Origin of the sequence: Pseudomonas sp. B21-053, from assembly GCF_026016365.1 — a bacterium.
Taxonomy (GTDB): Bacteria; Pseudomonadota; Gammaproteobacteria; order Pseudomonadales; family Pseudomonadaceae; genus Aquipseudomonas; species Aquipseudomonas nunensis.
This window is the reverse complement of record NZ_CP087205.1, coordinates 1,719,786-1,742,549: the sequence shown is the minus strand read 5'-3', so window position 1 is coordinate 1,742,549 and position 22,764 is coordinate 1,719,786. Positions and strand designations below refer to the sequence as shown.

The following is a 22,764-nucleotide window of genomic DNA, read 5'->3' as shown; positions in this document are numbered from 1 at the left end:
GTTGCCCATGGCTCGTTCATCGTCCGATGTCTCAAAGGATCGCGGCTACTTCGGCAGCTTCAGCAAAAGTGCGGAAAGCGAATACATGCCGGAAACCGCCGGCGCCGCATTGCAGGACTCCCCGCGCCTGTCGCGGATCACCGTGTGGCTGGCGGCGGGACTGCTGATTTCGGCGCTGGTCTGGGCCAAGTTCGCAGTGCTACAGGAAGTGACCATGGGCGAAGGCAAGGCGATTCCGTCGAGCAAGGTCCAGGTGATCCAGAACCTTGAGGGCGGCATCGTCACCGAAATCTTCGTGCGTGAAGGGCAAATGGTGAACAAGGGCGACACCCTGCTGCGCTTGGATGACACGCGGTTTCTGTCGAACAAGGGCGAGAGCGAGGCGGATCGTTATGCGTTGACCGCGCAAGTCGAACGCTTGTCGGCGGAGGCTGAGGGGCGCCCCTTCAAGCTTTCACCCGAAGTGATCGCCAAGGCGCCGCAAGTGGCCGAAGACGAACGCTCGCTGTACGAACAACGGCAACGGCGACTGGCCAGTGAACAACGCACCCTGAGTGAACAACTTCGGCAAAAAACCCAAGAACTGGCAGAATTCCGCTCGAAACAGGGGCAATTCAGTTCGAGCCTGGCGTTGCTGAACCAAGAGATGAACATGTCGGCGCCACTGGTGGGCACCGGGGCGGTGTCGCCGGTAGAAATCCTGCGGCTGAAACGCAGCGCGGTGGAAATTCGCGGCTCGTTGAATGCGACGACCCTGGCGATTCCTCGGGCGGAGTCGGCGATCAATGAGATCAAGAGCAAGATCGACGAATCGGAACAATCCTTCCGTTCCGACGCGGCCAAAGAGTTGAATGAGAAACGCACCGACCTGTCGAAAATCACCGCGTCGAGCATTGCCATTGACGACCGCGTGACCCGCACCACGGTGGTGTCGCCGGTGCACGGGATTATCAAGGTGCTGAAGGTCAACACCATCGGCGGCGTGGTTCAACCGGGCAGCGACATGGTCGAAATCGTACCGCTGGAAGACAACCTGCTGATCGAAGCCAAGGTCCGACCACAGGACGTGGCATTTCTGCATCCCGGCCAGAAAGCCATGGTCAAGTTCAGTGCCTACGACTACACGATTTATGGTGGGCTGAGCGCCAAGCTGGAATTGATCGGCGCGGACACGATTACCGATGACAAGGGCAACAGCTTTTACCTGATTCAGGTGCGCACCGATAAGAATCACTTGGGCGGGGATGTGAAACCGTTGCTGATTATTCCGGGGATGGTGGCGACGGTGGACATTATTACCGGGGAGAAAAGTGTGCTGGATTACCTGTTGAAACCGGTGCTGAAGGCGCGGACAGAGGCGATGCGCGAAAGGTAGCCAGCATCTTGGATCTTTAGGGATTGTTCCACCGCCTTCGCGAGCAAGCCCGCTCCCACATTTTGATCGCGTTCCTCCTGGAAAAATGCGATCCCCTGTGGGAGCGGGCTTGCTCGCGAAGAGGACCTCACAGCCGCCGACTATTTCGGCCCATGGTTACGCTGGAAGGTTTCCTCCCCCATCGCCGCAATCTGGCCTTCTATCAACGCCTCGAAGGGCTTTAACAACGGCTCGAACGTGGTCGGCGCTTCGAGGGTCTGCAACGCCTGCACAATTGCTTCCACCGTCGACAACGCTCCCGGCCCCGGTGCCTTGCGCAAGCGATAGCGCGATACGCCGCCCTCCGCCAACGTCACCCGAGGCAACGCCGCCAGCAGCGGATTGAGGTGCAACATCTTGCGCGCCTTGCGCCAGGTGCCGTCCGGGACCACCAGCAGCAAGGGTTCATCGGTTGAGGTGTAAGCCTGTAACGGCTGCGCCTCTTCAGCGGGAAACAGTAATCGCGCCTGATACCCCGGTCGATTCAACAACACCGGCAAATCCTCAAACACTTCACCGACAATCAACTCGGCATTCTTCAGCCCCAACGCCGCCAGACGCGCAGTGTTCTGCGCATGGTTCACTTCGCTGGGATGCTGCAACAGCAAGACCCGGGTGCGGCTGTCGAGGCTCGGGATCAATGGGCACAGGCAATGGGTTTGCGGGCGCAGGCAGCGTGGGCACTGGATTCTGGACATAGTCTTAAGCCTGGTTGAGCTGTGCTTTGAGCAAATCACGGAAGGTCTGGATCAACGGCTCGCGGCTGCGGCCACGGCGCACGATCATCGAGAACGGCGCCTGATAACCAAACGTCGCCGGCAGCAACACCCGCAAGTCGCCCTTGTCGGCCCAGGCCTGGGCGTAGTGTTCCGGCAGGTAGCCGATGTAGGCGCCGGACAGCACCAGAATCAGCTGGGCTTCCATACTTTCCACGGTCGCGGCGCTGTGTTTGAAACCATGGCGCGCCAGTTCCGCCTGGCTCCAATAGCCACGCCCGACCATGCGTTGCTGGGTGATGACTTGCTCGGGAATGCGCCGTTCAGTGAACAGCGGATGCCGGCTGCTGCAATACAGCCAGTGCTGCTCGCGGTACAGCGGCATGTAGACCAGCCCGCTCATGCGCGTGGAAAACGCACCGATGGCCAGGTCGAGACGGTTGTCCTGCACACCGAGTTGCAGTTCATACGGGCTCATCACCGACAGGTGCAAATGCACGGCCGGGTGTTCCTGGCTGTAGGCGCCGATGGCTTCTGCGAAGGGCAAGGCCTTGTCGCTGACGGTGGAGTCGATGACCCCGAGGTTCAGCGTGCCGCGCAACTCGCCCTTGAGCGCTGCCGCGTATTGCTCGAAACCTTCGAGTTCGCCCAGCAGCCGCAAGGTTTCCTGATGGAACAGCTCGCCCTTGCTGGTCAGGCTGAAACCGCCGCGCCCGCGATGGCAGAGCACTAGGCCCAACGCCGCTTCGAGCTGGCTCATGTAGGTGCTGATCGCCGACGTCGAGAGGTTGAGTTCTTGCTGGGCGTTGGCGAACCCCTGATGGCGGACCACGCTGACGAAGATGCGCAATAGTTTCAGGTCGGGTAAAGCGTTGGCCATGGGGTTCTCCAAAAACCAGCGAAGTCGTCGTTTCGTTCCGTACGAGCCCCTTGTAGGAGCTGTCGAGTGAAACGAGGCTGCGATCTTTTGACTTTGATTCTTTAAAAAAACAAGATCAAAAGATCGCAGCCTCGTTTCACTCGACAGCTCCTACAGGCAATCGCCTCAGGCGGAGAAGTCTATCGCCCCCTCAACCATTAGTTTAGAAAAATCTGAACTAAGTATTTGCCCGTAGCGATTCTTCTCGCCCACTACATTTCGCATGATCGGCCCACAGCGGTGCCCGTACCTTCCGTGAACGGCGTGCCGACATAAATAAAACAACGACGATGAGGCCTTACCCGTGGACAAGATTCTTCACCAACCACTGGGCGGCAATGAAATGCCGCGCTTCGGCGGCATCGCCACCATGATGCGACTCCCCCATTTGACTAACGCTGCCGGCCTGGACGCTGCCTTTATTGGCGTGCCGCTGGACATCGGTACTTCCCTGCGCCCCGGCACCCGTTTCGGACCTCGCGAAATCCGCGCTGAATCGGTGATGATCCGCCCGTACAACATGGCCACCGGCGCTGCACCGTTCGATTCGCTGTCGGTTGCCGACATCGGCGACGTGGCGATCAACACCTTCAACCTGCTCGACGCCGTGCGGATCATCGAAGAGTCCTACCACAGCATCCTCGAACACGACGTGATCCCGCTGACCCTGGGCGGCGACCACACCATCACTTTGCCGATCCTGCGTGCGATCCATAAAAAGCACGGCAAGGTCGGCCTGGTGCACATCGACGCTCACGCCGATGTGAACGATCACATGTTCGGCGAGAAAATCGCCCACGGCACCACGTTCCGTCGCGCCGTCGAAGAAGGTCTTCTGGACCCCGACCGCGTAGTGCAAATCGGCCTGCGCGCCCAGGGCTACACCTCCGAAGACTTCAACTGGAGCCGCAAACAAGGCTTCCGTGTGGTTCAAGCCGAAGAGTGCTGGCACAAATCCCTGGCACCGCTGATGGCCGAAGTTCGCGAGAAAGTCGGCGGCGGTCCGGTGTACCTGAGTTTCGACATCGACGGCATCGACCCGGCCTGGGCACCTGGCACCGGCACCCCGGAAATCGGTGGTCTGACGACCATTCAGGCGATTGAAATCGTGCGTGGCTGCCAAGGCCTCGACCTGGTCGGTTGCGATCTGGTAGAAGTCTCGCCCGCTTATGACACCACCGGTAATACCTCGCTGCTGGCCGCCAACCTGCTGTACGAAATGCTCTGCGTACTGCCTGGCGTGGCCCACCGCTGAGGATTGGTCATGAACGAACGCGATCAGGTTTTGAAAGCCGCCGCCGATCTGGTGACTGCTTTCGCCCGTAACGATCGCGAAGCCTACTTCGGCGCCTTCAGCGCCGATGCCAGCTTCGTGTTCTACACCCTCGAACAGCCCCTGCTGTCGCGCGATGCCTATCAGGCGTTGTGGGACAACTGGCGCGCCGAGGATGGCTTCGAAGTGCTTTCGTGCACTTCAAGCAACGCCTTCGTCAGCCTGCAGGGTGACGTGGCGATTTTCATCCATGACGTGGCCACCGAGCTGCGCATGCAAGGGGAGCAACACTTCAGCCAGGAGCGCGAGACGATTGTTTTCAAGAAACAAGCGTCTGGCCAAGAACAACAAGGCCTATGGCTGGCCTGTCATGAACATTTGTCCGCAATGCCGGAAGGGCTGCCATCCCCTTAGCCAAACAGGTGACGCTCACACACGATGAGCGCGCCTTTATGATCGGAGCTGATCATGAATAACAACAACAAAGACAAAGACCAAAGCCTTACGCAAATTGAAACCTACGGGGTCGAACAGATCCCGGACAGCGAACGCACCGCAGGCCCGACGGACTTGTTCCGGATGATCTTCGGCGGTTCCAACACCTTTGCCACCGCCGTGCTCGGCAGTTTCCCGGTGCTGTTCGGCCTCTCGTTCCAGGCCGGTGTCTGGGCGATCGTGCTGGGCGTGTTGCTGGGTTCGCTGATCCTCGCGCCGATGGGCCTGTTCGGCCCGATCAACGGCACCAACAACGCCGTGTCTTCCGGTGCACACTTCGGCGTGCACGGGCGGATCGTCGGGTCGTTCCTGTCGCTGTTGACCGCCATCGCCTTCTTCTCGCTCTCGGTGTGGAGTTCGGGTGATGCGTTGATTGGTGGCGCCAAACGCCTGATCGGCCTGCCGGAAACCGACCTGACCCTGGGCCTGGCCTACGGTCTGTTCGCGATTCTGGTGCTGACCGTGTGCATTTACGGCTTCCGCTTCCTGTTGTGGGTCAACAAGATCGCGGTGTGGAGCGCCAGCCTGTTGTTCCTGCTGGGCATCTTCGCGTTCGCAGGTCCGTTCGATGTGAACTACGCCGGCACCGTCAGCATGGGTCAACCAGGGTTCTGGGCCGCGTTCATCGGTGCTGCTTTGGTGGCGATGAGCAACCCGATTTCCTTCGGTGCGTTCCTCGGTGACTGGTCGCGCTACATCCCGCGCGACACGCCAAAAGGCCGGATCATGGCGGCGGTGGTGATCTCGCAGATCGCGACCTTCATCCCGTTCCTGTTCGGCCTGGCCACCGCGACCATCGTGGCGATCAAGGCACCGGACTACATCGCGGCCAACAACTACGTCGGCGGTCTGCTGGCGGTGTCGCCGAGCTGGTTCTTCCTGCCGGTGTGCCTGATCGCGGTGATCGGCGGCATGTCCACCGGCACCACGTCGCTGTATGGCACCGGGCTGGACATGTCCAGCGTGTTCCCTCGGGTGCTGTCGCGGGTCAAGGCCACTTTGCTGATTGGTGTGATGTCGATTGCCTTCATCTTCATCGGGCGCTTTGCGGCAAACCTGGTGCAGAGCGTGTCGACCTTCGCGGTGCTGATCATCACCTGTACCACCCCATGGATGGTGATCATGATCATCGGCCTGGTGGTGCGTCGCGGCTTCTACTGCCCGGATGACCTGCAAGTGTTCACCCGTGGCGAGAAAGGTGGCCGCTACTGGTTCACCCACGGCTGGAACTGGCGTGGCCTGGGAGCCTGGATCCCGAGTGCACTGGTCGGCCTGTGCTTCGTGAACCTGCCGGGGCAGTTCGTTGGTGTGCTGGGCGACCTGGCCGGCGGCATCGACATCAGCCTGCCGGTGACCCTGGGCCTGGCTTCGCTGGTGTACCTGACATTGCTGAGCCTGTTCCCGGAACCGCGGGAAGTGTTTGGGCCGCAGGATGCGCGGAGCAAAGACACCAACACCGTCGCAAAGCCTGAACTCCGTCAGCCCGCCTGACACAGATCCACCTGTGGGAGCGAGCCTGCTCGCGAAGGCTGCGGCACATTCAACATCGATGTGACTGAAAAACCGCATTCGCGAGCAAGCCCGCTCCCACAGAGAAGCGCCCCACAGAAACACCTTTGTTTCACCATAAAAAAGACAATCGGAGACACGCCATCATGGCATTGGATTTATTCGTCGTACTCATCTACGCCGCCGCGATGCTGATACTCGGCTATTACGGCATGCGCAAAGCCAAGACCAACGAAGACTTTTTGGTCGCCGGTCGTAACCTCGGCCCGAGCCTGTACATGGGCACCATGGCCGCCACCGTACTGGGCGGCGCGTCCACCGTTGGCACCGTGCGTCTGGGCTACGTGCATGGCATCTCCGGCTTCTGGCTGTGTGCCGCACTCGGTTGCGGGATCGTGGCGCTGAACCTGTTCCTCGCCAAACCGCTGCTGAAACTGAAGATCTACACCGTCACCCAAGTCCTGGAAAAACGCTACAACCCGATGGCTCGCTCGGCGAGCGCGGTGATCATGCTGGCGTATGCGCTGATGATCGGCGTGACCTCGATCCTGGCGATCGGCACCGTGTTGCAAGTGCTGTTCGGCCTGCCATTCTGGGTCTCGGTATTGCTCGGCGGTGGCGTGGTGGTGATCTACTCGGCGATCGGCGGCATGTGGTCGCTGACCCTGACCGACATCGTCCAGTTCGTGATCAAGACCGTGGGCCTGATGTTCATTCTGTTGCCGATCTGCATGTATCGCGTCGGCGGCTGGGATGAATTGGTGCTGAAACTGCCGGCAGCCGCCTTCAGCTTCACCACCATCGGTTGGGACACCATCATCACCTACTTCATGATCTACTTCTTCGGGATCCTGATCGGTCAGGACATCTGGCAGCGAGTGTTCACCGTCAAGTCCGCCAAAGTCGCGCAGTACGCCGGTACGTTCGCCGGTTTCTACTGCATCCTCTACGGACTGGCCTGCGCGCTGATCGGCATGGCCGCTCACGTGCTGATCCCGGACCTGGACAACGTCAACAACGCCTTCGCCGCCATCGTTAAGCTGTCCCTGCCGGACGGTATCCGTGGCCTGGTGATCGCTGCGGCCCTGGCCGCGATGATGTCCACCGCCAGCGCCGGCCTGCTCGCCGCCGCCACCACCCTGACCGAAGACCTGCTGCCGAAACTGCGTGGCGGTAAACAGTCGAGCCTGCGCATCAACCGCCTGTTCACCCTGTTCACCGGCATCGTGGTGCTCGGCATCGCACTGGTCGTGAATGACGTGATCAGCGCCCTGACCCTGGCCTACAACCTGTTGGTGGGCGGCATGCTGATTCCGTTGATGGGCGCGATCTTCTGGAAACGTGCAACCACCGCCGGCGCTATCGCCAGCATGGGCATGGGCTTCGCCACCGCGCTGGTATTCATGTTCAAGGACGGCCTGGATGCGAACACCCCGATCTACTACAGCCTGGGTGTGGGTCTGGTGAGCTTCGTGCTGGTGAGCTTGCTGTCCCGTCGCCCGGCCGTGATGGCGAGTGCCGTCTAAGCTTTCTATAAAGAACTGATGCTTTCTTCGACGGGTGTGGCGTCGGTTGCCACACCCGTTTTTTTTCGTCTGGAGAAAACCTTTGATAAAGATTGTTTCTCGCGACCAGTGGTTCGAGGTCAAACAGCTCAGTGATGGCATTCGCCTGATTCACGAGCCTTACATCCGACCGTTCTACCGCTGCAATCTCTGGCACATCCAGGGTCGCAACAAGGACCTGCTGCTGGACAGCGGCTCGGGGCTGGTGAGCCTGCGCGAGCAATTGCCGTGGATCACCGAGCGGCCGCTGGTGGCGGTGGCCAGTCATTGCCATTTCGACCACATAGCCGGGCATCACGAATTCCCCGAGCGGCTGGTGCACCCGGCCGAAGCGCAGATCCTCGCCGAGCCCGATGGCGAGAACACCTTGAGCACGGCGTTTGTCGGCGACGAGATGTTCGAAGCGCACCCCGACTGCCCGTTGTGCTACGCCGAATACCGGGTCAAAGCCGCGCCGGCCACCGGGATGATTGAAGAAGGTGACGTGCTGGACCTGGGTGATCGCGTGCTGCACGTGCTGCACACGCCGGGGCATTCACCGGGCGGCATCAGTCTGTATGAAGCGGCGACCGAGACGTTGTTCAGCGGCGACATCATCTACGACGGGCCGCTGATCGAAGATGCCTACCACTCCAACCTCGACGACTACGCCCGCAGTTTGCAGCGCTTGCACGCGTTGCCGATCCGCACCGTGCATGGCGGACATTTCGGCAGTTTCTCCGGGGAACATTTGCGCACGATGATTGACGAGTGGCAGCGCTCCCACGGCTGAAGCCTGCTGTACTCAGCCAGGGACAACAACAATAACGCCCTCGAAGAACGACCATGAAAAGAGCCGCCGTGCGTGCTGCCGTGCACCGTTTCATCAGCCGCCTGCTGGAACGTCAGGATGACTTCGACGACAACGCCAGCCTGGCGCAGTTGGGCCTGGATAAAGAAGATATCGAAGAATTGATCTTCCATCTGGAAGATGAGTTGGGGTTGACGGCGTTTACGGCGGAGGAAGACCGGATGCTCAAGGACGCCAGGACGGCGGAGGATTTGAGTCGGTTTTTAGTGAGGATTGGCCGACATTGAATTAGCGCGGCCCTTGTACTTGTAGCACCGCGAGGCTGCGTTCGGCTGTAGCAGCTGCCGAGCCTGCGAGGCTGCGTTCGGCGACGAAGTCGTCGTGAGATCAGGCGGTGCGGTGTGTCAGGAAAACTATGCACACAGGGTTAACGACTGCTTCGCAGCCGAACGCTGCCTCGCGGTGCTCGACAGCTGCTACAGGCAGCGCTCGGCAGTTGCGACATGCGTTGCTCGGCAGTTGCGACACGCGTTGCTCGGCAGAACTTACCGGCGACGCGGCTGGCGTCGGCGCTGTTCGTCGTCAGTGCGAATAGGCACAGGTTGCAGAGGCGGTTCGATCAAACCGAGTGCGACACCCAAGTCGTGCAGCCAGTTTTGGATTTTCTCTTTCATGGTGCCCCCTTCAGGGTAGTGCCGAGTGGCCGGAATTCTGTAGCCACTTCGCACTGATAATAGTCCGAAGTCCTACGCAATGCTCGCCCAAGATCGCAATGATCTGTTACTGAATTGATCAAAATAGCTGACCAATAGTTCAAGCCGTCGCCAACACCTGGCTCGGCACTGTCGGATAGGCCTGTTGTTGCTGCTCAAGCCAGGCATTCAGATTCGCCCCAACCATGCCTTTGCGCCACATCAGCCACGTGGTCGCGCTGGCAAACGGCTCGGCCAACGGGTGCACCGCCACGCTTTCGCGCCCCGGCAGGCTGGCGAGCATCGACTCCGACATCAGCGCCACGCCAGAGCCAGCGACCACGCAGGCCAACATCCCCGGATAAGACTCGATCTCTATCGCCCGCCCCATCGCCGCGTGGTAGTGCGCGAACCAGGCTTCCAGGCGCATCCGGTACGAACAGCCCTGGCGAAAGGTGAACACCGAGCGCCCTTGCACATCCATCGCACTGAGAATCGGCGGGTGATCGGCCTCGCTGATCAGCACCAGCCGTTCGTCGCAAAACGGCACGCCGTCGAGGCCCGCCAGTTCCAGCGGACCGTCCACCAGCGCCGCGTCGAGCCGCCCGGTGAGCAAACCTTCGAGCAATTCGCCGCTGGGGCCGGACTGCACTTGCAGGTTCACCGCCGGATACGTGCGGTGATAACGCGCCAGCAGCCCCGGAAGATGGATAGCAGCCGTGCTGTACATGGTGCCGAGCACGAAGTCACCGGCCGGTTGCCCGCCCTGCACCGCCGCACTGGCTTCGTCGTGCAGGGCAAACAGCTTGGCGGTGTAGTCCAACAGGACTTTTCCCGCAGGCGATAACTGCAAACGCTGACGTTCACGCAGGAAAAGTTCGACGCCCAGTTGCTCTTCCAGTTGTTTAAGCCGGGTCGACAGGTTCGACGGCACCCGGTGCAGGCGTTCGGCAGCGCGGGTGATGGAACCTTCCTGTGCGACTGCCTGGAAAATCCGCAATTGGCTGAATTCCACGATCTTCTCCAAATCAGAACAAGTTACTCACTATTATTCATTTTAAAAGAAAGTCAATCAGTCCTAGCCTGACGGTCATTGATCCATTGCAGGAATTCAGGCCATGTCCCCTCTGATTCGCTTAACCGCCAGCTTCATCGCCTTGATGATGGCCATGGGCATCGGGCGTTTCGCCCTGACGCCGCAACTGCCGCACTTGCTCAGCGAAGGTCAGATCGACCTGACCGCCGCCGGTCTGATTGCTGCGGCCAACTACCTCGGCTACTTCGTCGGCGCAGTGGACGCGATGTTCGCTCGCCGCCATCACCACGTTCGTCTGCGCTTGCTCGGTGGTTCGTGGCTGTGCGTGCTGCTGACCCTGGCATCGTTCTGGGCCAACGGCTTTTGGTCCCATCTGCTGCTGCGCTTTGGCACCGGCGTGGCCAGCGCCTGGGTATTGGTGATGATCACTGCGCTGAGCCAACCATTGGCTGTGGCGGCCGGTCGCCCACGGTTGGGCGCCCTGGTATTTGCCGGACCGGGTTTGGGGATTTTTCTGACGGGGTTGTTGGCCTTGGGCTCACACCTGCTGGGGCAAACTTCCGCCACCTTGTGGCTGATATATGCCGCCGTCGCGCTGGTGATGTTGCTGGGGATTTTGCCGTTCCTGCCGCAACCAGCTACCGCAGTCGTTGCACCGACCGTTAATACATCAGGCAACCAGGGCATCGGTCGCTTAGGGCTGATCTATGGTTTGTACGGCTTGGGCTACATCATCCCGGCCACGTTCCTCTCGCAGATGGCCAACGCGCAGTTCCACGGGCAATGGATGGCGGACCTGTTCTGGCCGTGCTTCGGCCTCGCGGCAGCGATTGGTGTCGTATTGGTGAGTTTGCGTCGGCACAACCCGAACGCCACGCGGCATTGGCTGATGGCGACATTGTGGTTGCAGGCCGCCGGGGTCTTCGCTTGCTTGCTGGGCAGCGGCCCGGGCCTGGCGTTGGGCGTCATCCTCTGCGGCACACCGTTCCTGGCCTGCATGCAATTGGTGATGCAACGCTCCCGGGAGCTGGCGCCCCACGCCACCCAGCGCAACGCCGGATTGCTGACCGCGTGTTTTGCCGTGGGACAACTCGCCGGGCCGTTGCTGGCCGCAACCAGCAGCCATTTCAGTGGTGGTTTGCAACCCGCGCTGATCGTCGCCGGCAGCGGTTTGCTGGTTGCCGGCGGCTTGCTGCTGGGCCCGCTCAGTGCTGGCCGAGGGCTCTGCGCAACCGACGGCGCACCCACTGCTCAGCACTGACAAAAGTGATGCCGAGCAGCACCAGCACCGCGCCGATCACGAAGTTGAGGCTCAGGTCTTCACCCAGTAAGACCACGCCGAACGTGACGCCGAACAACGGCGTCATGAACGAAAACACCGCCAGGTTTGCCGCCAGATAGCGGCGCAACAGCCAAAACCAGGTCAGGTAACTGAAAAACGACACCACCAAACCCTGGAACAGTACGCTGGCCACCGCCACGGTGGTCAGGCTGACGTGGGTGACCTGGCCGCTGAGGACCGCGATCAGCAACAGGCCGACAAAGCCGACGATCAGTTGATAGAACAACGTCAGGGTCACCGGAGCTTCCGACAGGCGCGAAGCGCGCACCACCACCGTGGTCGCGCCCCACGAGGCGCCGGCCAGCACGCCCAACGCATCGCCCATCAGCATCCGATGGTCGAGGTTGTCCCAAGACACGCCACCGGCAAACGCGACGGCGATCCCGACAAACGCGAGAAAAATCCCCAGCCATTGCACCGGTCTCAAACGCTCGCTCGGCAACAGCCAGTGAACGCCCAGCGCGGTGAAGATTGGCGCGGTGTAGAGGAACACCGACATGTGCGCGGCGGTGGTCAGTTGCAGGCCTTCGGAAATAAAGAAGAACTCCAGGCCAAACAGCGCACCGGCCAGTAGTCCACCGCGCCACGTATGGCTGACCTGATCCCAACCACCCTTCCAGCAGATGAGAAGTCCTACAAGCAAAGCAGAAATGCCCGAGCGTCCGGCGGCTTGCATGACTGGCGCAATGTCCGGCGCGGCCCATTTGATCATCACCTGCTGCACGCCCCAGATCAGGCACAGCCCGAGCATCACTTGCAGGGCAAACCCATCGGCGCTACGCCGGGTGGCGCTCACCGAAACACCTCGAAAATACAATCCATGGCAGTGACTCGACAGTAAAAAGCAAAGCCCCGGCGTGCTTGTTTAAAAAGCATCGCCGGGGCGAAAAATTATGCTGTCGATTATTAACCAGATGGCCAGAAAATGCCGCCTGTAAGAGATATACCGAGCAAAGACAATCCTGTGGGAGCGGGCTTGCTCGCGAAGAGGCCATTACATTCAACATTGTTGTTGAATGACAGACCGCTTTCGCGAGCAAGCCCGCTCCCACAATGGACTGCGTTTAGCCAGTGGTCACCATCGCGACCGTGGGCCGGGTTTGCTCACGCCAAGCCAAAACGAAGTAAATCGCGCCGCCGAGGAAGCACCCCGTAAACCAGGCAAAGTTGGCCATCGGTTGCAGCACTGGCGTGAAGGTGATCGCCACGCCCATCAGCGTTGCAGGAATCAGCGCCTTGACCGCCGTCCAGTTGACCCCGCCGCTGTAGTAATACTTACCGTCCGGCCCGTCATTGAATAGCGCATCCACATCGATCTGCTGCTTTTTGATCAGGTAGTAATCCACCAGCAGAATCCCGAACAACGGACCGATAAACGCCGCGAGTACATCCAGTGTGTAATGGATCACTTCGGGGTTGTTAAACAGGTTCCACGGAGTGATGAAGATCGACGCCACGGCGGCAATCATGCCACCGGCGCGCCAGCTGATTTTGCTCGGGGCGACGTTGGCGAAGTCGAACGCCGGAGACACGAAGTTGGCGACGATGTTAATGCCGATGGTCGCGGTCACGAAGGCGAAGGCACCGAGCAGCACTGCCACGCTGTTATCGATGCGCGCCACGGTGGCGATCGGGTCGTGGAGCATTTCACCGAACACCGGCAAGGTGCCGGAGACGATCACCACCGTGACCAGGGAGAACGCCAGAAAATTTACCGGCAAGCCCCAGAAATTGCCCCGGCGCACGTCCGCCATGCTGCGGCAGTAGCGACTGAAATCGCCGAAATTCAGGGTCGGCCCGGAAAAGTACGACACCACCAACGCTGTCGCGACGATCACTTGTCCGAAAGCTTCCCAGCCAGAGAGGGATTTTTCCGCGAGGGTAAAGCTGATATTGCTCCAGCCGGCCTGCCAGACAATCCAGCCCGCGAGCATGAACATCACGCCATACACCACGGGACCGGCCCAATCGATGAAACGGCGGATCGACTCCATACCCGTCCAGAACACCAGCGCCTGGACGAACCAAAGACTGAGGAAACCGAACCAGCCCAAGTAGGACAAACCGGCGAAATGCGGTTCGGCGTAGGCCGCCATCGTCGGAAAAAACCGCAGCACCACGATGATCAGCGCACTCGATGCCAGGTACGTCTGAATCCCGTACCAAGCGACTGCGATAAGGCCGCGAATGACCGCAGGGATATTCGCTCCGAATACGCCGAACGCCAATCGGCAGATCACCGGGTATGGCACCGCCGCTTGCTGGCTCGGCTTGGCCACCAGGTTGGCGATCAACTGCACGATGCAGATCCCGCCGAGCAAAGCGATCAACACCTGCCAACTCGCCAGCCCGAGGGCGAACAGACTGGCGGCAAATACGTAACCGCCGACGCTGTGCACGTCGCTCATCCAGAAAGCGAAGATGTTGTACCAATTCCATTTTTGCGGCAGCGGCCCCAAGTCCTGGTTATACAGGCGGGGGCTATAGCCGTTGGGCACTTGCTCGGTCATCGCGGGCTCCTCGTTAGAACCGGAGCGCCGCACTGCGTACGGGACCCGGCATCGTTTGTATACGAGTTGATAGGCAGAATGCGTGCCATAGGTGCTCAACGTGTGACAGAACACGGTTTTCAAGCTGCGAGGGGATGGGTTTCAGATTGGTTTTCGGGCAACAAATGCCCATGAACAGGGCGTAGGCGCCTGCTAACGGTGCAGAGTTTTATGTATACAACTGGAATGGATGACTGCTGCGCAGCCAATTCGCGAGCAAGCCCGCTCCCACAGGGTTATGCGTCGAATGTAGAGCTCCGGACAAATACAGACTCACTGTGGGAGCGAGCCTGCTCGCGAAAGCATTCGTCCAGCCAGCGAAAATCACGGCTTGGTATTGGCCACTCTGTTCGCCACAAAAAAACCAACCAAACAAGCCACACACGTCGCAAAAGCCCCCCACACCATATCCATCACCGCCAACTGCGCCGACCACCCGTTCAGCGTCGCCCAGTTGCTCAGGTCATAAGTGCCATAAGCCACCAACCCCAACAACGCGCCCAGGCGTGCGGCCCGTTGCCAGCTCTGCGTCGGCAACACCACAAACACCACACAACCGAAGACATAAAGGAGATAGAACACCGCTGCCGGGGCCAGCAGCGGTTGGTCGAGAATCAGCGAGCCGAGCAGCGCGCGGTAGGTTGGCGCCATCAGCACGCCGAGCCATAGGCCGTCGAGCACGAGAAACGCCAGCAAGGTGCCGACGTAAGCCAGAAGAGCCTTTTTCATCGCAGTCCAACCCCATGTCATCGATTTACATGGGGCCGGCGCGAGGTCAGCTTAGTTCAATGCGATCCGCATGAATGACGATCTGACCGTTCTTGTACAACGCGCCGATGGCCTTCTTGAAGTTGCCTTTGCTGACACCGAACATGCTGCTGATCAGGGTCGGATCGCTCTTGTCGCTGATCGGCAGAGTGCCGTTGTTGTCGCGCAACTTGGCGAGGATCTTCGAGTTCAGGCTGGTGGCCGCTTCTTCGCCGACCGGTTGCAGGCTCAGGCTGATCTTGCCGTCGGTACGGACTTCTTTGATAAAGCCCTTCTCTTCTTTACCGGCGCGCATGAACTTGAAGATTTCGTTCTTGTGGATCAAGCCCCAATGCTTGTTGTTGATGATTGCCTTGAAGCCCATGTCGGTCGCTTCGGCCACCAGCAAGTCAACTTCCTGGCCCGGGGTGTAGTTGGCCGGGGTCTTGTCCAGGTAACGGTCCAGGCGCGCGGTCGCGGTGATGCGGCGGGTGTGCTTGTCGAGGTAGACGTGCACCACCACATACTCGCCGGCAGTCATCTGGCGTTTTTCTTCGGAGTACGGCAGCAACAGATCCTTCGGCAGACCCCAATCCAGAAACACGCCGATGCTGTTGACTTCAACGACTTTCAAACTGGCGAATTCACCGACCTGAACTTTCGGCGTTTCGGTAGTTGCGATGAGTTTGTCATCGCTGTCCAGATAAACAAAAACGTTGAGCCAATCTTCATCTTCGCTGGGAATATCTTTAGGGATATAACGATTAGGCAGAAGGATTTCCCCGTCCGCGCCACCGTCAAGATATAAACCGAAGTTAGTGTGTTTAACCACTTGCAAACTGTTGTAACGCCCGACTAAAGCCATTTCCAATACCCTCATTGCGTGGGCGGCATTCTACCCGGTTTTGCGGGCCGCGTTCGCCGGCCGGCCGGGTGGCGAGAGAAATTCCTCTGGAAGCCTTAATTTTCCTGGGCTCGTGGACGGGCCTGAGGCCGCTCGTCTGACGGATCCTGCGCCCTCTTCCAGTCCCAGCCGAGACGAATGAGCTTTTTGACAGCCTGTCTTCTTATTTAAAACAGCAGCTTAGCCGGACAATTCGCACAATAACTTGTGAATAATCGAGTGATGCCCTTGGTTATTTCAGGGGGATATTTACCAAGCAATTGTCAAGTATTTCCTGTACGATGCCTGGCCAAGTTAATTTTCTACAGGTTAATGGCCGCCATGCGTGTAAAAGCATCCAATAGCAAAGCAAAGCCAGCTCCAGCCGTTGAAACCAGCGAATCTATCAACAACCAGATTGCTGCTTTCCTCAAGTCCGGTGGCGAGATCCAGCAAATTGCCAAAGGCGTCAGCGGCCAGACATTCGGCCCGTCGAAGCAAATCACGCTCGGCAAAAAGTAACACCCTGCTTTAACTGGTCCGTAAGCGCTTTGAGCTTCGAAGCGCTTGGACTGGAACCTCCGCAACACCCCGCAAAACCCAATCAATATTCCAGAAATCGACGAACGGCCCTCAATGCCGAGCATTCGCCGGTATGCTTGCACACGTCTAGATTAAGCGTTTCAGCAGATTCGGTTACTGCTCCTCGCGGTCATGGAGTGACGCATGCTCAAACCCTCCTATCTATTGCTCGGCACCCTCCTCTTGTCGTGCTCGAGTGCCAACGCGCAAATTTTCCAGCGTGAATTGGGTGACTTCGACCTCAAGCTCGGCACCACCCCCAGCCGCAGCATGGCCCAAGGGCTGGTGAAGCCCGCCAGCACCGGCTCGTTCCACGGTGGTCTCGACCTGAGTCATGACAGCGGCTTCTACGTCGGCCAATGGTCGCCGAGCATGGGCTTGAGTCCAGGCAGTAACCTTGAAGTCGATTCCTACATGGGCTTTAAACAACCCTTCGATAAAACCCTCGGCTATGAAGTCGGCATGATCCATTACAGCTATCCGAAAGTGGACACCCTCGACAGCCAGGAGCTGTTCGGTGGCCTGACCTTTCTCGGCAGCCGTTTCGGCGCCGCCTTCAGCAACGACCCGGATAAACAGAACAGCACCGTGTTCGCCGACCTGGGTGGCAATCAGCCGTTCAGCATCGGTATCAGCATGAAATACACCACCCACCAGCTCAACACCCCGGTGTCCGTCGACGGCGGCGCGATCGGCAGTTTCACCGACTGGTCGCTGCAACTGTCCCGAGCGTTCATGGGCGTCGACCTGGACCTGATCTACAGCGACTCCAACCTCAGCGGCAGCGATTGCTCCGCGTACTCCGGGCACAACAGCCAATGCGACGGGCTGGTCACGCTGAAGGCCGAACGCTCCTTCTATTGATTGGCTTGAACTGCCGGGCTTATCTTGCGTTCACATAGAGACACCTTCAAAGAAGCCAGGCTTCGCAAGGACTCGCCCATGTCGCGCTGGTTTAAACGCATTGCCCTCCTCGTCACCATCACCTTGGCCCTCGGCGCTTGCAGCCGCGTGGGACTGGCCTACCGCAATCTCGACGTGATCATTCCGTGGACGCTCAGCGACTACCTGGACATGAACGGCGAGCAAAAAGGCTGGTTCAACGAACGCCTCAAGGAACACCTGAGCTGGCACTGCACCACCCAACTGCCGGGTTACCTGGACTGGCTGGACCGGTTGCAGGCGATGGTCGAGACCAATCAGGTCACCGATGAAGCGCTCAAGGCCCGCACCCAGGAAGCCAAGCAAGCCATCGCCCAGACCGCCAAGGAAATCACCCCGTCGGCCATTGAGTTGCTGCAAGGACTGAATGACCAGCAAGTGGCGGAGATGAACGACGCCTTCGCCAAGGACCAGCGAAAACGTCAGGAGGATTACCTCAAGCCGCCCCTCGATCAGCAAATCAAGGACCGTGGCGAGCGCATGGACAAACGCCTGAACGACTGGCTCGGCCCGCTCAGCCCCACTCAGCAGCAACGGGTGACGGCGTGGTCGAAGGCCTTGGGTGACCAGAATCAACAGTGGATCGCTAACCGTGTGCATTGGCAGAAGCAATTCAGCGCGGCGGTGGCGCAGCGCCAGAGTGCAGAATTCCCACAGCGGATCGAGATGCTTCTGGTCAATCGCGAGAGTTTATGGACACCGGCTTACCGCCAGGCCTACGCCAACACCGAGGATCAGGCCCGAGGGCTGCTCGTGGATTTGATGGCCGAGAGCACGCCGGAGCAGCGGCAGCGGTTGTTGAAGAAAATTGATGGGGTGCGGAAGGATTTCAATGATTTGAAATGTTTGAAGGCAGTGAAGCAAGGCTAAGCCAAACACCAATCCCAATGTGGGAGCGAGCCTGCTCGCGAATGGGCCATTACATTCAATATAGATGTTGAATGTTAGACCGAATTCGCGAGCAAGCCCGCTCCCACATTAGTTTTGCGGTGTTCTTCAGGCGATCTGCGCTTTCGACGCCACCTGATCAAACGTCACTTCATCCAGCGCATCCTGCTGCTCATCCAGCACTTGGCGCGGATGATCATTGCCCGGAATGCTGCTGTCGATCAGGCTCAATAAGCTCGAGCCACGTAGCGTCAGAATGTAGTTCGAACCACTGCCGCCCTGCTCTTCCGGCCGGGGCTCGATATAACCGCGCTCCAGCAGTAACTTTTCGTACTCGCCGGCCACCGCTTTCAGGTGGTCCAGGTTTTCAGTCTGTTCGCCTTCCGACGCTTTCTCCGCCGCGTACTGCTCGGCATAGGCCCGAGGCGTGTAGCTGCCTTCACCGTGCTGCACTTCGTGCAACAAGCGTTCAATCAAATCCCAGTTATAAGTCGTCATCCTTTCAACCTCCAAGCCAGAGTGTGTGATGGCCTTCATAGGTTGTGACAGGCAGGTTGGGTAGCCGTTCAGCCGGGGTTTTGAACGGCACCGACCGGTGGTATGTCGAATTTCCCACAAGCCAAACGACTAGCCTGTGTAAGCCAACTCCCAGCATCGCGCAGGAGAAAACCCATGAACATTCAGAATCATCCCGTCGTCTCGCGAGAAGAATGGCTCGCCGCCCGCAAGCAACACCTGGTCCACGAAAAAGCCTTCACCAAGGAACGTGACAGACTCAGCGCCGAACGTCGCGCCCTGCCTTGGGTGAAGATCGACAAGGATTACCGCTTCCAGGGCCCGAACGGTGAATTGAAACTGGCCGACCTGTTCGGCGACAACAGCCAACTGATCATCTATCACTTCATGTTTGCCAAAGGCTGGGACGCAGGCTGCACCGGCTGCTCGTTCCTGTCCGATCATATCGACGGCGCCAATCTGCACCTGGCCCACCATGACGTGGCGGTGGTGGCGGTTTCCCACGCTCCATTCGCCGAATTCCAGGCCTTCAAGCGGCGCATGGGCTGGAAATTCGACTGGGTGTCGTCAGACGGTTGCGATTTCAACTACGACTTTGGCGTCTCCGCCCGCGCCGAAGACATCGCCGCAGGAACGGCGACCTACAACTACGAAAAAAATCCCTGGACCGAAGAAGAACTCCCCGGCCTCAGCGTGTTTTATCGCAACCCAGCCGGCGATATCTTCCACACCTATTCCAGCTATGAACGGGGCCTGGACTTGCTGGTCGGCGCCTACAACTACCTCGACCTGACGCCCAAGGGGCGCAATGAAGAGGAAATCATGGAGTGGGTGAAGCACCACGACCAATACGACGACAAGGCGTCGTCCAGTTGCTGTCATGGGGGGTAGTTCCGAGGGACCGAGGTGCAGCGGCCATTCGCGAGCAGGCTCGCTCCCACATTGGAATGCACTCTCCTGTGGGAGCGGGCTTGCTCGCGAAAGCGGTGTGTCAAACAACATCGATGGTGACTGACACGACGCCTTCGCGAGCAAGCCCGCTCCCACACTAGGATCAGGAATCCGGTGGCATCGGTTTTTTCACAAAATCCACAAACGCCCGCAGCGCCGGGGCGATCTGTCGCTGACTCGGGTAATACAGGTAAAAACCCGGAAAGGCCGGCGTCCACTCTGGCAGCAGATGCACCAGCCGCCCGGAAGTGATGTGCTCGCGAACCTGATGTTCAAACAGGTACGCAATGCCCGCCCCTTCAAGCGCCACGCGGGTGAGCATTTCCGGCTCGGTAACCACCAGCGGACCATTCACCGAAATCGCCAGCCGTACACCCGCGCGCTCGAACTCCCAGCGATACAGACTGCCGTCCGTGGGCCAGCGATAGGACAGGCATTGATGCTCGCTCAAATCATGCGGCGTGTGCGGCGTACCGAACTGCTCGATGTACGCCGGTGACGCCACGACCATCATTTCCAGATGCCCGCTCAGCTCCACCGCGATCATGTCCTGATCGAGGCTTTCACCGAGTCGGATCCCGACATCAAAACCACCCGCGACCATGTCCAACAAACGCTCGTCGGTGACGATGTCGAGACTCACGCCGGGATAAGTGTTCAGGAACGGACCAATCAAAGGCGCCAGATAATGAATCGCCGCAATCCGGGGCGCATTGATGCGCAGTCGTCCGCTAGGCGGCGTGCCCGGTGTTTGCGTGACCCCGGCCAGCGCTGCGTCGACCTCGTTGAGCGCCGGTTGCAGGCGCAACAACAGCCGCGCGCCGGCATCGCTGGGCGACACGCTTCGAGTAGTGCGGTTGAGCAGACGCACGTCCAGCCGCTCTTCCAGTTGGCGGATGGTCTGGCTCAGCGCAGAGGCCGACATGCCCAGATGAGCCGCCGCCCGCACGAAACTGCCATGCTCGACCACCGCGACAAAGGCCCGAAGCTGGGCGTATTCACTGCCTCGCATTATGTATGGGTTCCTTAATAAGTCGGATCGATACTAACGCATTATCAAAGCAATGCCCCTTCGTGATTTCAACCCACACACCGCCAGGGGCTCGACAGGCTGAACTTTTGACGCAATCAACCCCTCAACCGGGTAACGCGCCTTAACCGGAACTGAGGCCTGTCCTATGAAAACCCTGATGAAGCTGACCCTCGCCGCCGCTCTAGTCTGTGCCCTGCCTGCGTGGGCGTGTACCCCCGAAGAAGCCACCGCCAAGCGCGAACAACTGGCCAAGGAAGTGACCAGGCTCACGCAACAGAATCCGCAGAAAGCCAAGGAAATAAACGACGAACTGCAGAAGATGGATCTGGGCACGGCCAGTGCCGATCTGCCGGACAAATGCCAGTTGATTGATCAGCGGTTGAAGGAACTGGATACGGCGGACAAGAAAGCCGAGGGTTAAACGCTAGATCAAAAGATCGCAGCCTTCGGCAGCTCCTACGAAATTCGTGCCCAACCAAAAAATATTGTACGGACGCGAACCCGTGTAGGAGCCGCCGAAGGCTGCGATCATTTGATCTTGTTTTTGCATTAGCGCATTAATTATTTGCATAAACGCATATCCACACCTAAGGTTACATCGAGTCCGGATCGGAGCGGCCATCAAACATGGCAAAACGCATACGCCGATCGCTCGGCAACACCGCTGTACACCCACTAGCTGGACGCTAGTTTTCATTCATGGAGGATTGAAAAATGTTAACCACTGAAGCAACACGATTCACCGGCGAAACACTGCCAAGGTGCCTGGCAAATCATCTGCTCGACCCGCATCTGGTCGAGGTCGAATCGGCTGCACCACTCAGCGCACTCGCCGCTGGCAGCCTCAATTTCACGATGCAGCAACAAACCCAGACCAACTGGTGCTGGGCGGCGGCCTCCGCCTCGGTCGGCAACTATTACGGCACCGGGTCCTGGACCCAATGCGGTGTGGCCAGCGCTGCGCTGGACCGTAACTGCTGCAATCAGGCGGGGCCGTGCAACGTGTACGGCTATCTGGATAACGCCCTGCGGATCACCCGCAGTTTCAACGGGATGAATCAGGGTTCGCTGCAAATGTCGGCGATTCAGAACCAGATCAACATGGGCCGCCCGGTCTGTCTGCGTTGTGCCTGGTACGGCGGCGGTGCGCACTTCCTGGCGATCTATGGCACCAACGGCAACTACGTGCTGGTCGCGGATTCGATCTACGGCTATTCGACCCGCGCGCTGAACTCGTTCCCCGGTTCGTACAACGGCGGCGGCAACTGGACCAACACTTACTTCACCGTGAAAAACTAGGAGGGCGACATCATGCAACTGACTTATCCAAAGGCGCCTTCCAACGGCGTGCAAACCTTGCGTCCGGCGCTGCAAGCGGCGCTGCAAACTCAAGGGTTCGGTATCAATCGCCAGTTTGCCAATGCTACACCGAGCAAGATCAGCCTCAGCGAAGCCTATCGCGGTTACTCGCTCAGCCTGGAGGATTTGAGCCAGGGCAAAGGCCTGAAAGCCGCCAAGGTTGGCGACTGGCATTACCTGGTGTTTTCCGATGGCGTGACGATAGCCGATGCGCAATTGGCCGATGTGCGCGGGCATGTCGAGTTTTCCTCGCTGAACCACGGGGCCATGGCGGCCGCCACGGTCGGTGCGTTGAAACTGGCGGAACAGTCGCCGCAACTGCAGGGTAAAACCGTTGAATTGCGAGTGCTGTTTGTCTCGGCCATTCACCTGGTCGCGATCTGGCTGCATGCCGACACTGAAGACGTGCTGATTCCGATCGAGCCGACGCCCAAGGAATTGGCGGTTACTCAGCTGTACAGCGAAGCCGCCCTGCTCGCTTCGCTGAAACCGGCGGCGAATCAGGCCAAGCAACGCTTTGATGCAGACAGCAGTGGGTTGTTAGGGAGCTGACAAACGCTGGA

The 22,764-nt window shown here is 59.2% G+C and carries 25 protein-coding genes; 15 read left to right on the top strand and 10 right to left on the bottom strand.

The annotated features are described in order from the left end of the window. The first annotated feature begins 7 nt into the window (after positions 1–7). Positions 8–1,375, top strand: a complete 1,368-nt coding sequence (locus LOY68_RS07980) for an HlyD family type I secretion periplasmic adaptor subunit (protein ID WP_265044038.1) — start codon at positions 8–10, stop codon at positions 1,373–1,375. 140 nt (positions 1,376–1,515) lie between these two features. Here the strand turns inward: LOY68_RS07980 and LOY68_RS07975 are convergent, their stop codons facing one another. Together LOY68_RS07975 and LOY68_RS07970 are read right to left on the bottom strand one after the other, a co-directional pair. Next, complete coding sequence (locus tag LOY68_RS07975) at positions 1,516–2,112, bottom strand: tRNA-uridine aminocarboxypropyltransferase (RefSeq protein WP_265044037.1); 597 nt, start codon at positions 2,110–2,112, stop codon at positions 1,516–1,518. Between the two features lie 4 nt (positions 2,113–2,116). Then, on the bottom strand, positions 2,117–3,010 hold the full coding sequence (locus tag LOY68_RS07970; protein ID WP_007945995.1) for a LysR family transcriptional regulator: 894 nt from the start codon (positions 3,008–3,010) through the stop codon (positions 2,117–2,119). 343 nt (positions 3,011–3,353) lie between these two features. Here LOY68_RS07970 and speB point away from each other — a divergent pair, with 343 nt between their 5' ends. The 6 genes from speB to LOY68_RS07940 all read left to right on the top strand — a co-directional run bounded on the left by speB (position 3,354) and on the right by LOY68_RS07940 (position 8,968). Next, the gene (gene speB / locus LOY68_RS07965; RefSeq protein ID WP_265044030.1) at positions 3,354–4,304 is read left to right on the top strand and encodes an agmatinase; all 951 of its coding nucleotides are present in this window, start codon (positions 3,354–3,356) and stop codon (positions 4,302–4,304) included. 9 nt (positions 4,305–4,313) lie between these two features. Next, entirely contained in the window at positions 4,314–4,736 is a 423-nt protein-coding gene (locus LOY68_RS07960; protein ID WP_054049160.1) for a YybH family protein, read from the top strand. A gap of 54 nt (positions 4,737–4,790) precedes the next feature. Beyond that, complete coding sequence (locus LOY68_RS07955; protein WP_265044028.1) at positions 4,791–6,308, top strand: purine-cytosine permease family protein; 1,518 nt, start codon at positions 4,791–4,793, stop codon at positions 6,306–6,308. Positions 6,309–6,472: 164 nt separating this feature from the next. After that, positions 6,473–7,852 carry a sodium:solute symporter gene (locus LOY68_RS07950; RefSeq protein ID WP_163909014.1) on the top strand — a complete coding sequence of 460 codons (1,380 nt, stop codon included), beginning with the start codon at positions 6,473–6,475 and terminating at the stop codon, positions 7,850–7,852. 85 nt (positions 7,853–7,937) lie between these two features. Continuing rightward, positions 7,938–8,663 (top strand): MBL fold metallo-hydrolase, encoded by a 726-nt coding sequence (locus LOY68_RS07945; RefSeq protein ID WP_265045754.1) that lies wholly within the window; start codon positions 7,938–7,940, stop codon positions 8,661–8,663. A gap of 53 nt (positions 8,664–8,716) precedes the next feature. Next, a complete protein-coding gene (locus LOY68_RS07940) occupies positions 8,717–8,968 on the top strand; it encodes a phosphopantetheine-containing protein (RefSeq protein ID WP_054049151.1) in 252 nt (83 codons plus the stop codon). A gap of 258 nt (positions 8,969–9,226) precedes the next feature. On the opposite strand, the gene LOY68_RS07935 is transcribed toward LOY68_RS07940, so the two are convergent. Continuing rightward, the gene (locus LOY68_RS07935; protein ID WP_003184145.1) at positions 9,227–9,355 is read right to left on the bottom strand and encodes a PA1414 family protein; all 129 of its coding nucleotides are present in this window, start codon (positions 9,353–9,355) and stop codon (positions 9,227–9,229) included. A gap of 139 nt (positions 9,356–9,494) precedes the next feature. Continuing rightward, the gene (ptrR, locus tag LOY68_RS07930) at positions 9,495–10,388 is read right to left on the bottom strand and encodes a putrescine utilization regulator PtrR (protein ID WP_265044014.1); all 894 of its coding nucleotides are present in this window, start codon (positions 10,386–10,388) and stop codon (positions 9,495–9,497) included. Positions 10,389–10,491: 103 nt separating this feature from the next. Between ptrR and LOY68_RS07925 the strand changes: the two genes are divergently transcribed. Further along, positions 10,492–11,670 carry an MFS transporter gene (locus LOY68_RS07925; protein WP_265044012.1) on the top strand — a complete coding sequence of 393 codons (1,179 nt, stop codon included), beginning with the start codon at positions 10,492–10,494 and terminating at the stop codon, positions 11,668–11,670. On the opposite strand, the gene LOY68_RS07920 is transcribed toward LOY68_RS07925, so the two are convergent. The 4 genes from LOY68_RS07920 to LOY68_RS07905 form a co-directional block, all read right to left on the bottom strand. Then, positions 11,615–12,547, bottom strand: a complete 933-nt coding sequence (locus LOY68_RS07920; RefSeq protein ID WP_054615797.1) for a DMT family transporter — start codon at positions 12,545–12,547, stop codon at positions 11,615–11,617. The two genes, LOY68_RS07925 and LOY68_RS07920, sit on opposite strands and share 56 nt — an antisense overlap. A 268-nt stretch (positions 12,548–12,815) precedes the next feature. Continuing rightward, positions 12,816–14,261 (bottom strand): NCS1 family nucleobase:cation symporter-1, encoded by a 1,446-nt coding sequence (locus tag LOY68_RS07915; protein WP_265044009.1) that lies wholly within the window; start codon positions 14,259–14,261, stop codon positions 12,816–12,818. A 363-nt stretch (positions 14,262–14,624) separates the two neighbouring features. Next, positions 14,625–15,029, bottom strand: a complete 405-nt coding sequence (locus tag LOY68_RS07910; protein ID WP_265044007.1) for a DUF2177 family protein — start codon at positions 15,027–15,029, stop codon at positions 14,625–14,627. Positions 15,030–15,075: 46 nt separating this feature from the next. Beyond that, on the bottom strand, positions 15,076–15,912 hold the full coding sequence (locus tag LOY68_RS07905) for a S1 RNA-binding domain-containing protein (protein ID WP_054049140.1): 837 nt from the start codon (positions 15,910–15,912) through the stop codon (positions 15,076–15,078). Between the two features lie 351 nt (positions 15,913–16,263). Here LOY68_RS07905 and LOY68_RS07900 point away from each other — a divergent pair, with 351 nt between their 5' ends. The 3 genes from LOY68_RS07900 (at position 16,264) to LOY68_RS07890 (ending at position 18,324) form a co-directional block, all read left to right on the top strand. After that, positions 16,264–16,452 (top strand): hypothetical protein, encoded by a 189-nt coding sequence (locus LOY68_RS07900; protein WP_017337097.1) that lies wholly within the window; start codon positions 16,264–16,266, stop codon positions 16,450–16,452. A 204-nt stretch (positions 16,453–16,656) separates the two neighbouring features. After that, positions 16,657–17,376, top strand: a complete 720-nt coding sequence (locus LOY68_RS07895; protein ID WP_265044005.1) for a TorF family putative porin — start codon at positions 16,657–16,659, stop codon at positions 17,374–17,376. A gap of 78 nt (positions 17,377–17,454) precedes the next feature. Further along, on the top strand, positions 17,455–18,324 hold the full coding sequence (locus tag LOY68_RS07890) for a DUF6279 family lipoprotein (protein ID WP_265044004.1): 870 nt from the start codon (positions 17,455–17,457) through the stop codon (positions 18,322–18,324). 126 nt (positions 18,325–18,450) lie between these two features. Here the strand turns inward: LOY68_RS07890 and LOY68_RS07885 are convergent, their stop codons facing one another. Next, complete coding sequence (locus tag LOY68_RS07885; RefSeq protein WP_265044002.1) at positions 18,451–18,840, bottom strand: transcriptional regulator; 390 nt, start codon at positions 18,838–18,840, stop codon at positions 18,451–18,453. A gap of 174 nt (positions 18,841–19,014) precedes the next feature. On the opposite strand from LOY68_RS07885, the gene LOY68_RS07880 reads away from it, so the two are divergent. Beyond that, positions 19,015–19,749, top strand: a complete 735-nt coding sequence (locus tag LOY68_RS07880; protein ID WP_265044000.1) for a DUF899 domain-containing protein — start codon at positions 19,015–19,017, stop codon at positions 19,747–19,749. Positions 19,750–19,912: 163 nt separating this feature from the next. Here the strand turns inward: LOY68_RS07880 and LOY68_RS07875 are convergent, their stop codons facing one another. Beyond that, on the bottom strand, positions 19,913–20,821 hold the full coding sequence (locus tag LOY68_RS07875; protein ID WP_265043998.1) for a LysR family transcriptional regulator: 909 nt from the start codon (positions 20,819–20,821) through the stop codon (positions 19,913–19,915). Positions 20,822–20,987: 166 nt separating this feature from the next. Between LOY68_RS07875 and LOY68_RS07870 the strand changes: the two genes are divergently transcribed. From LOY68_RS07870 to LOY68_RS07860, 3 genes are all read left to right on the top strand, one after another. Next, positions 20,988–21,263: a hypothetical protein gene (locus LOY68_RS07870; protein ID WP_054049128.1), complete on the top strand. Its 276-nt coding sequence runs from the start codon at positions 20,988–20,990 to the stop codon at positions 21,261–21,263. 293 nt (positions 21,264–21,556) lie between these two features. After that, positions 21,557–22,141, top strand: a complete 585-nt coding sequence (locus tag LOY68_RS07865) for a papain-like cysteine protease family protein (protein WP_265043995.1) — start codon at positions 21,557–21,559, stop codon at positions 22,139–22,141. Positions 22,142–22,153: 12 nt separating this feature from the next. Beyond that, complete coding sequence (locus LOY68_RS07860; RefSeq protein WP_265043993.1) at positions 22,154–22,753, top strand: hypothetical protein; 600 nt, start codon at positions 22,154–22,156, stop codon at positions 22,751–22,753. The last annotated feature ends 11 nt before the right edge of the window (positions 22,754–22,764 follow it).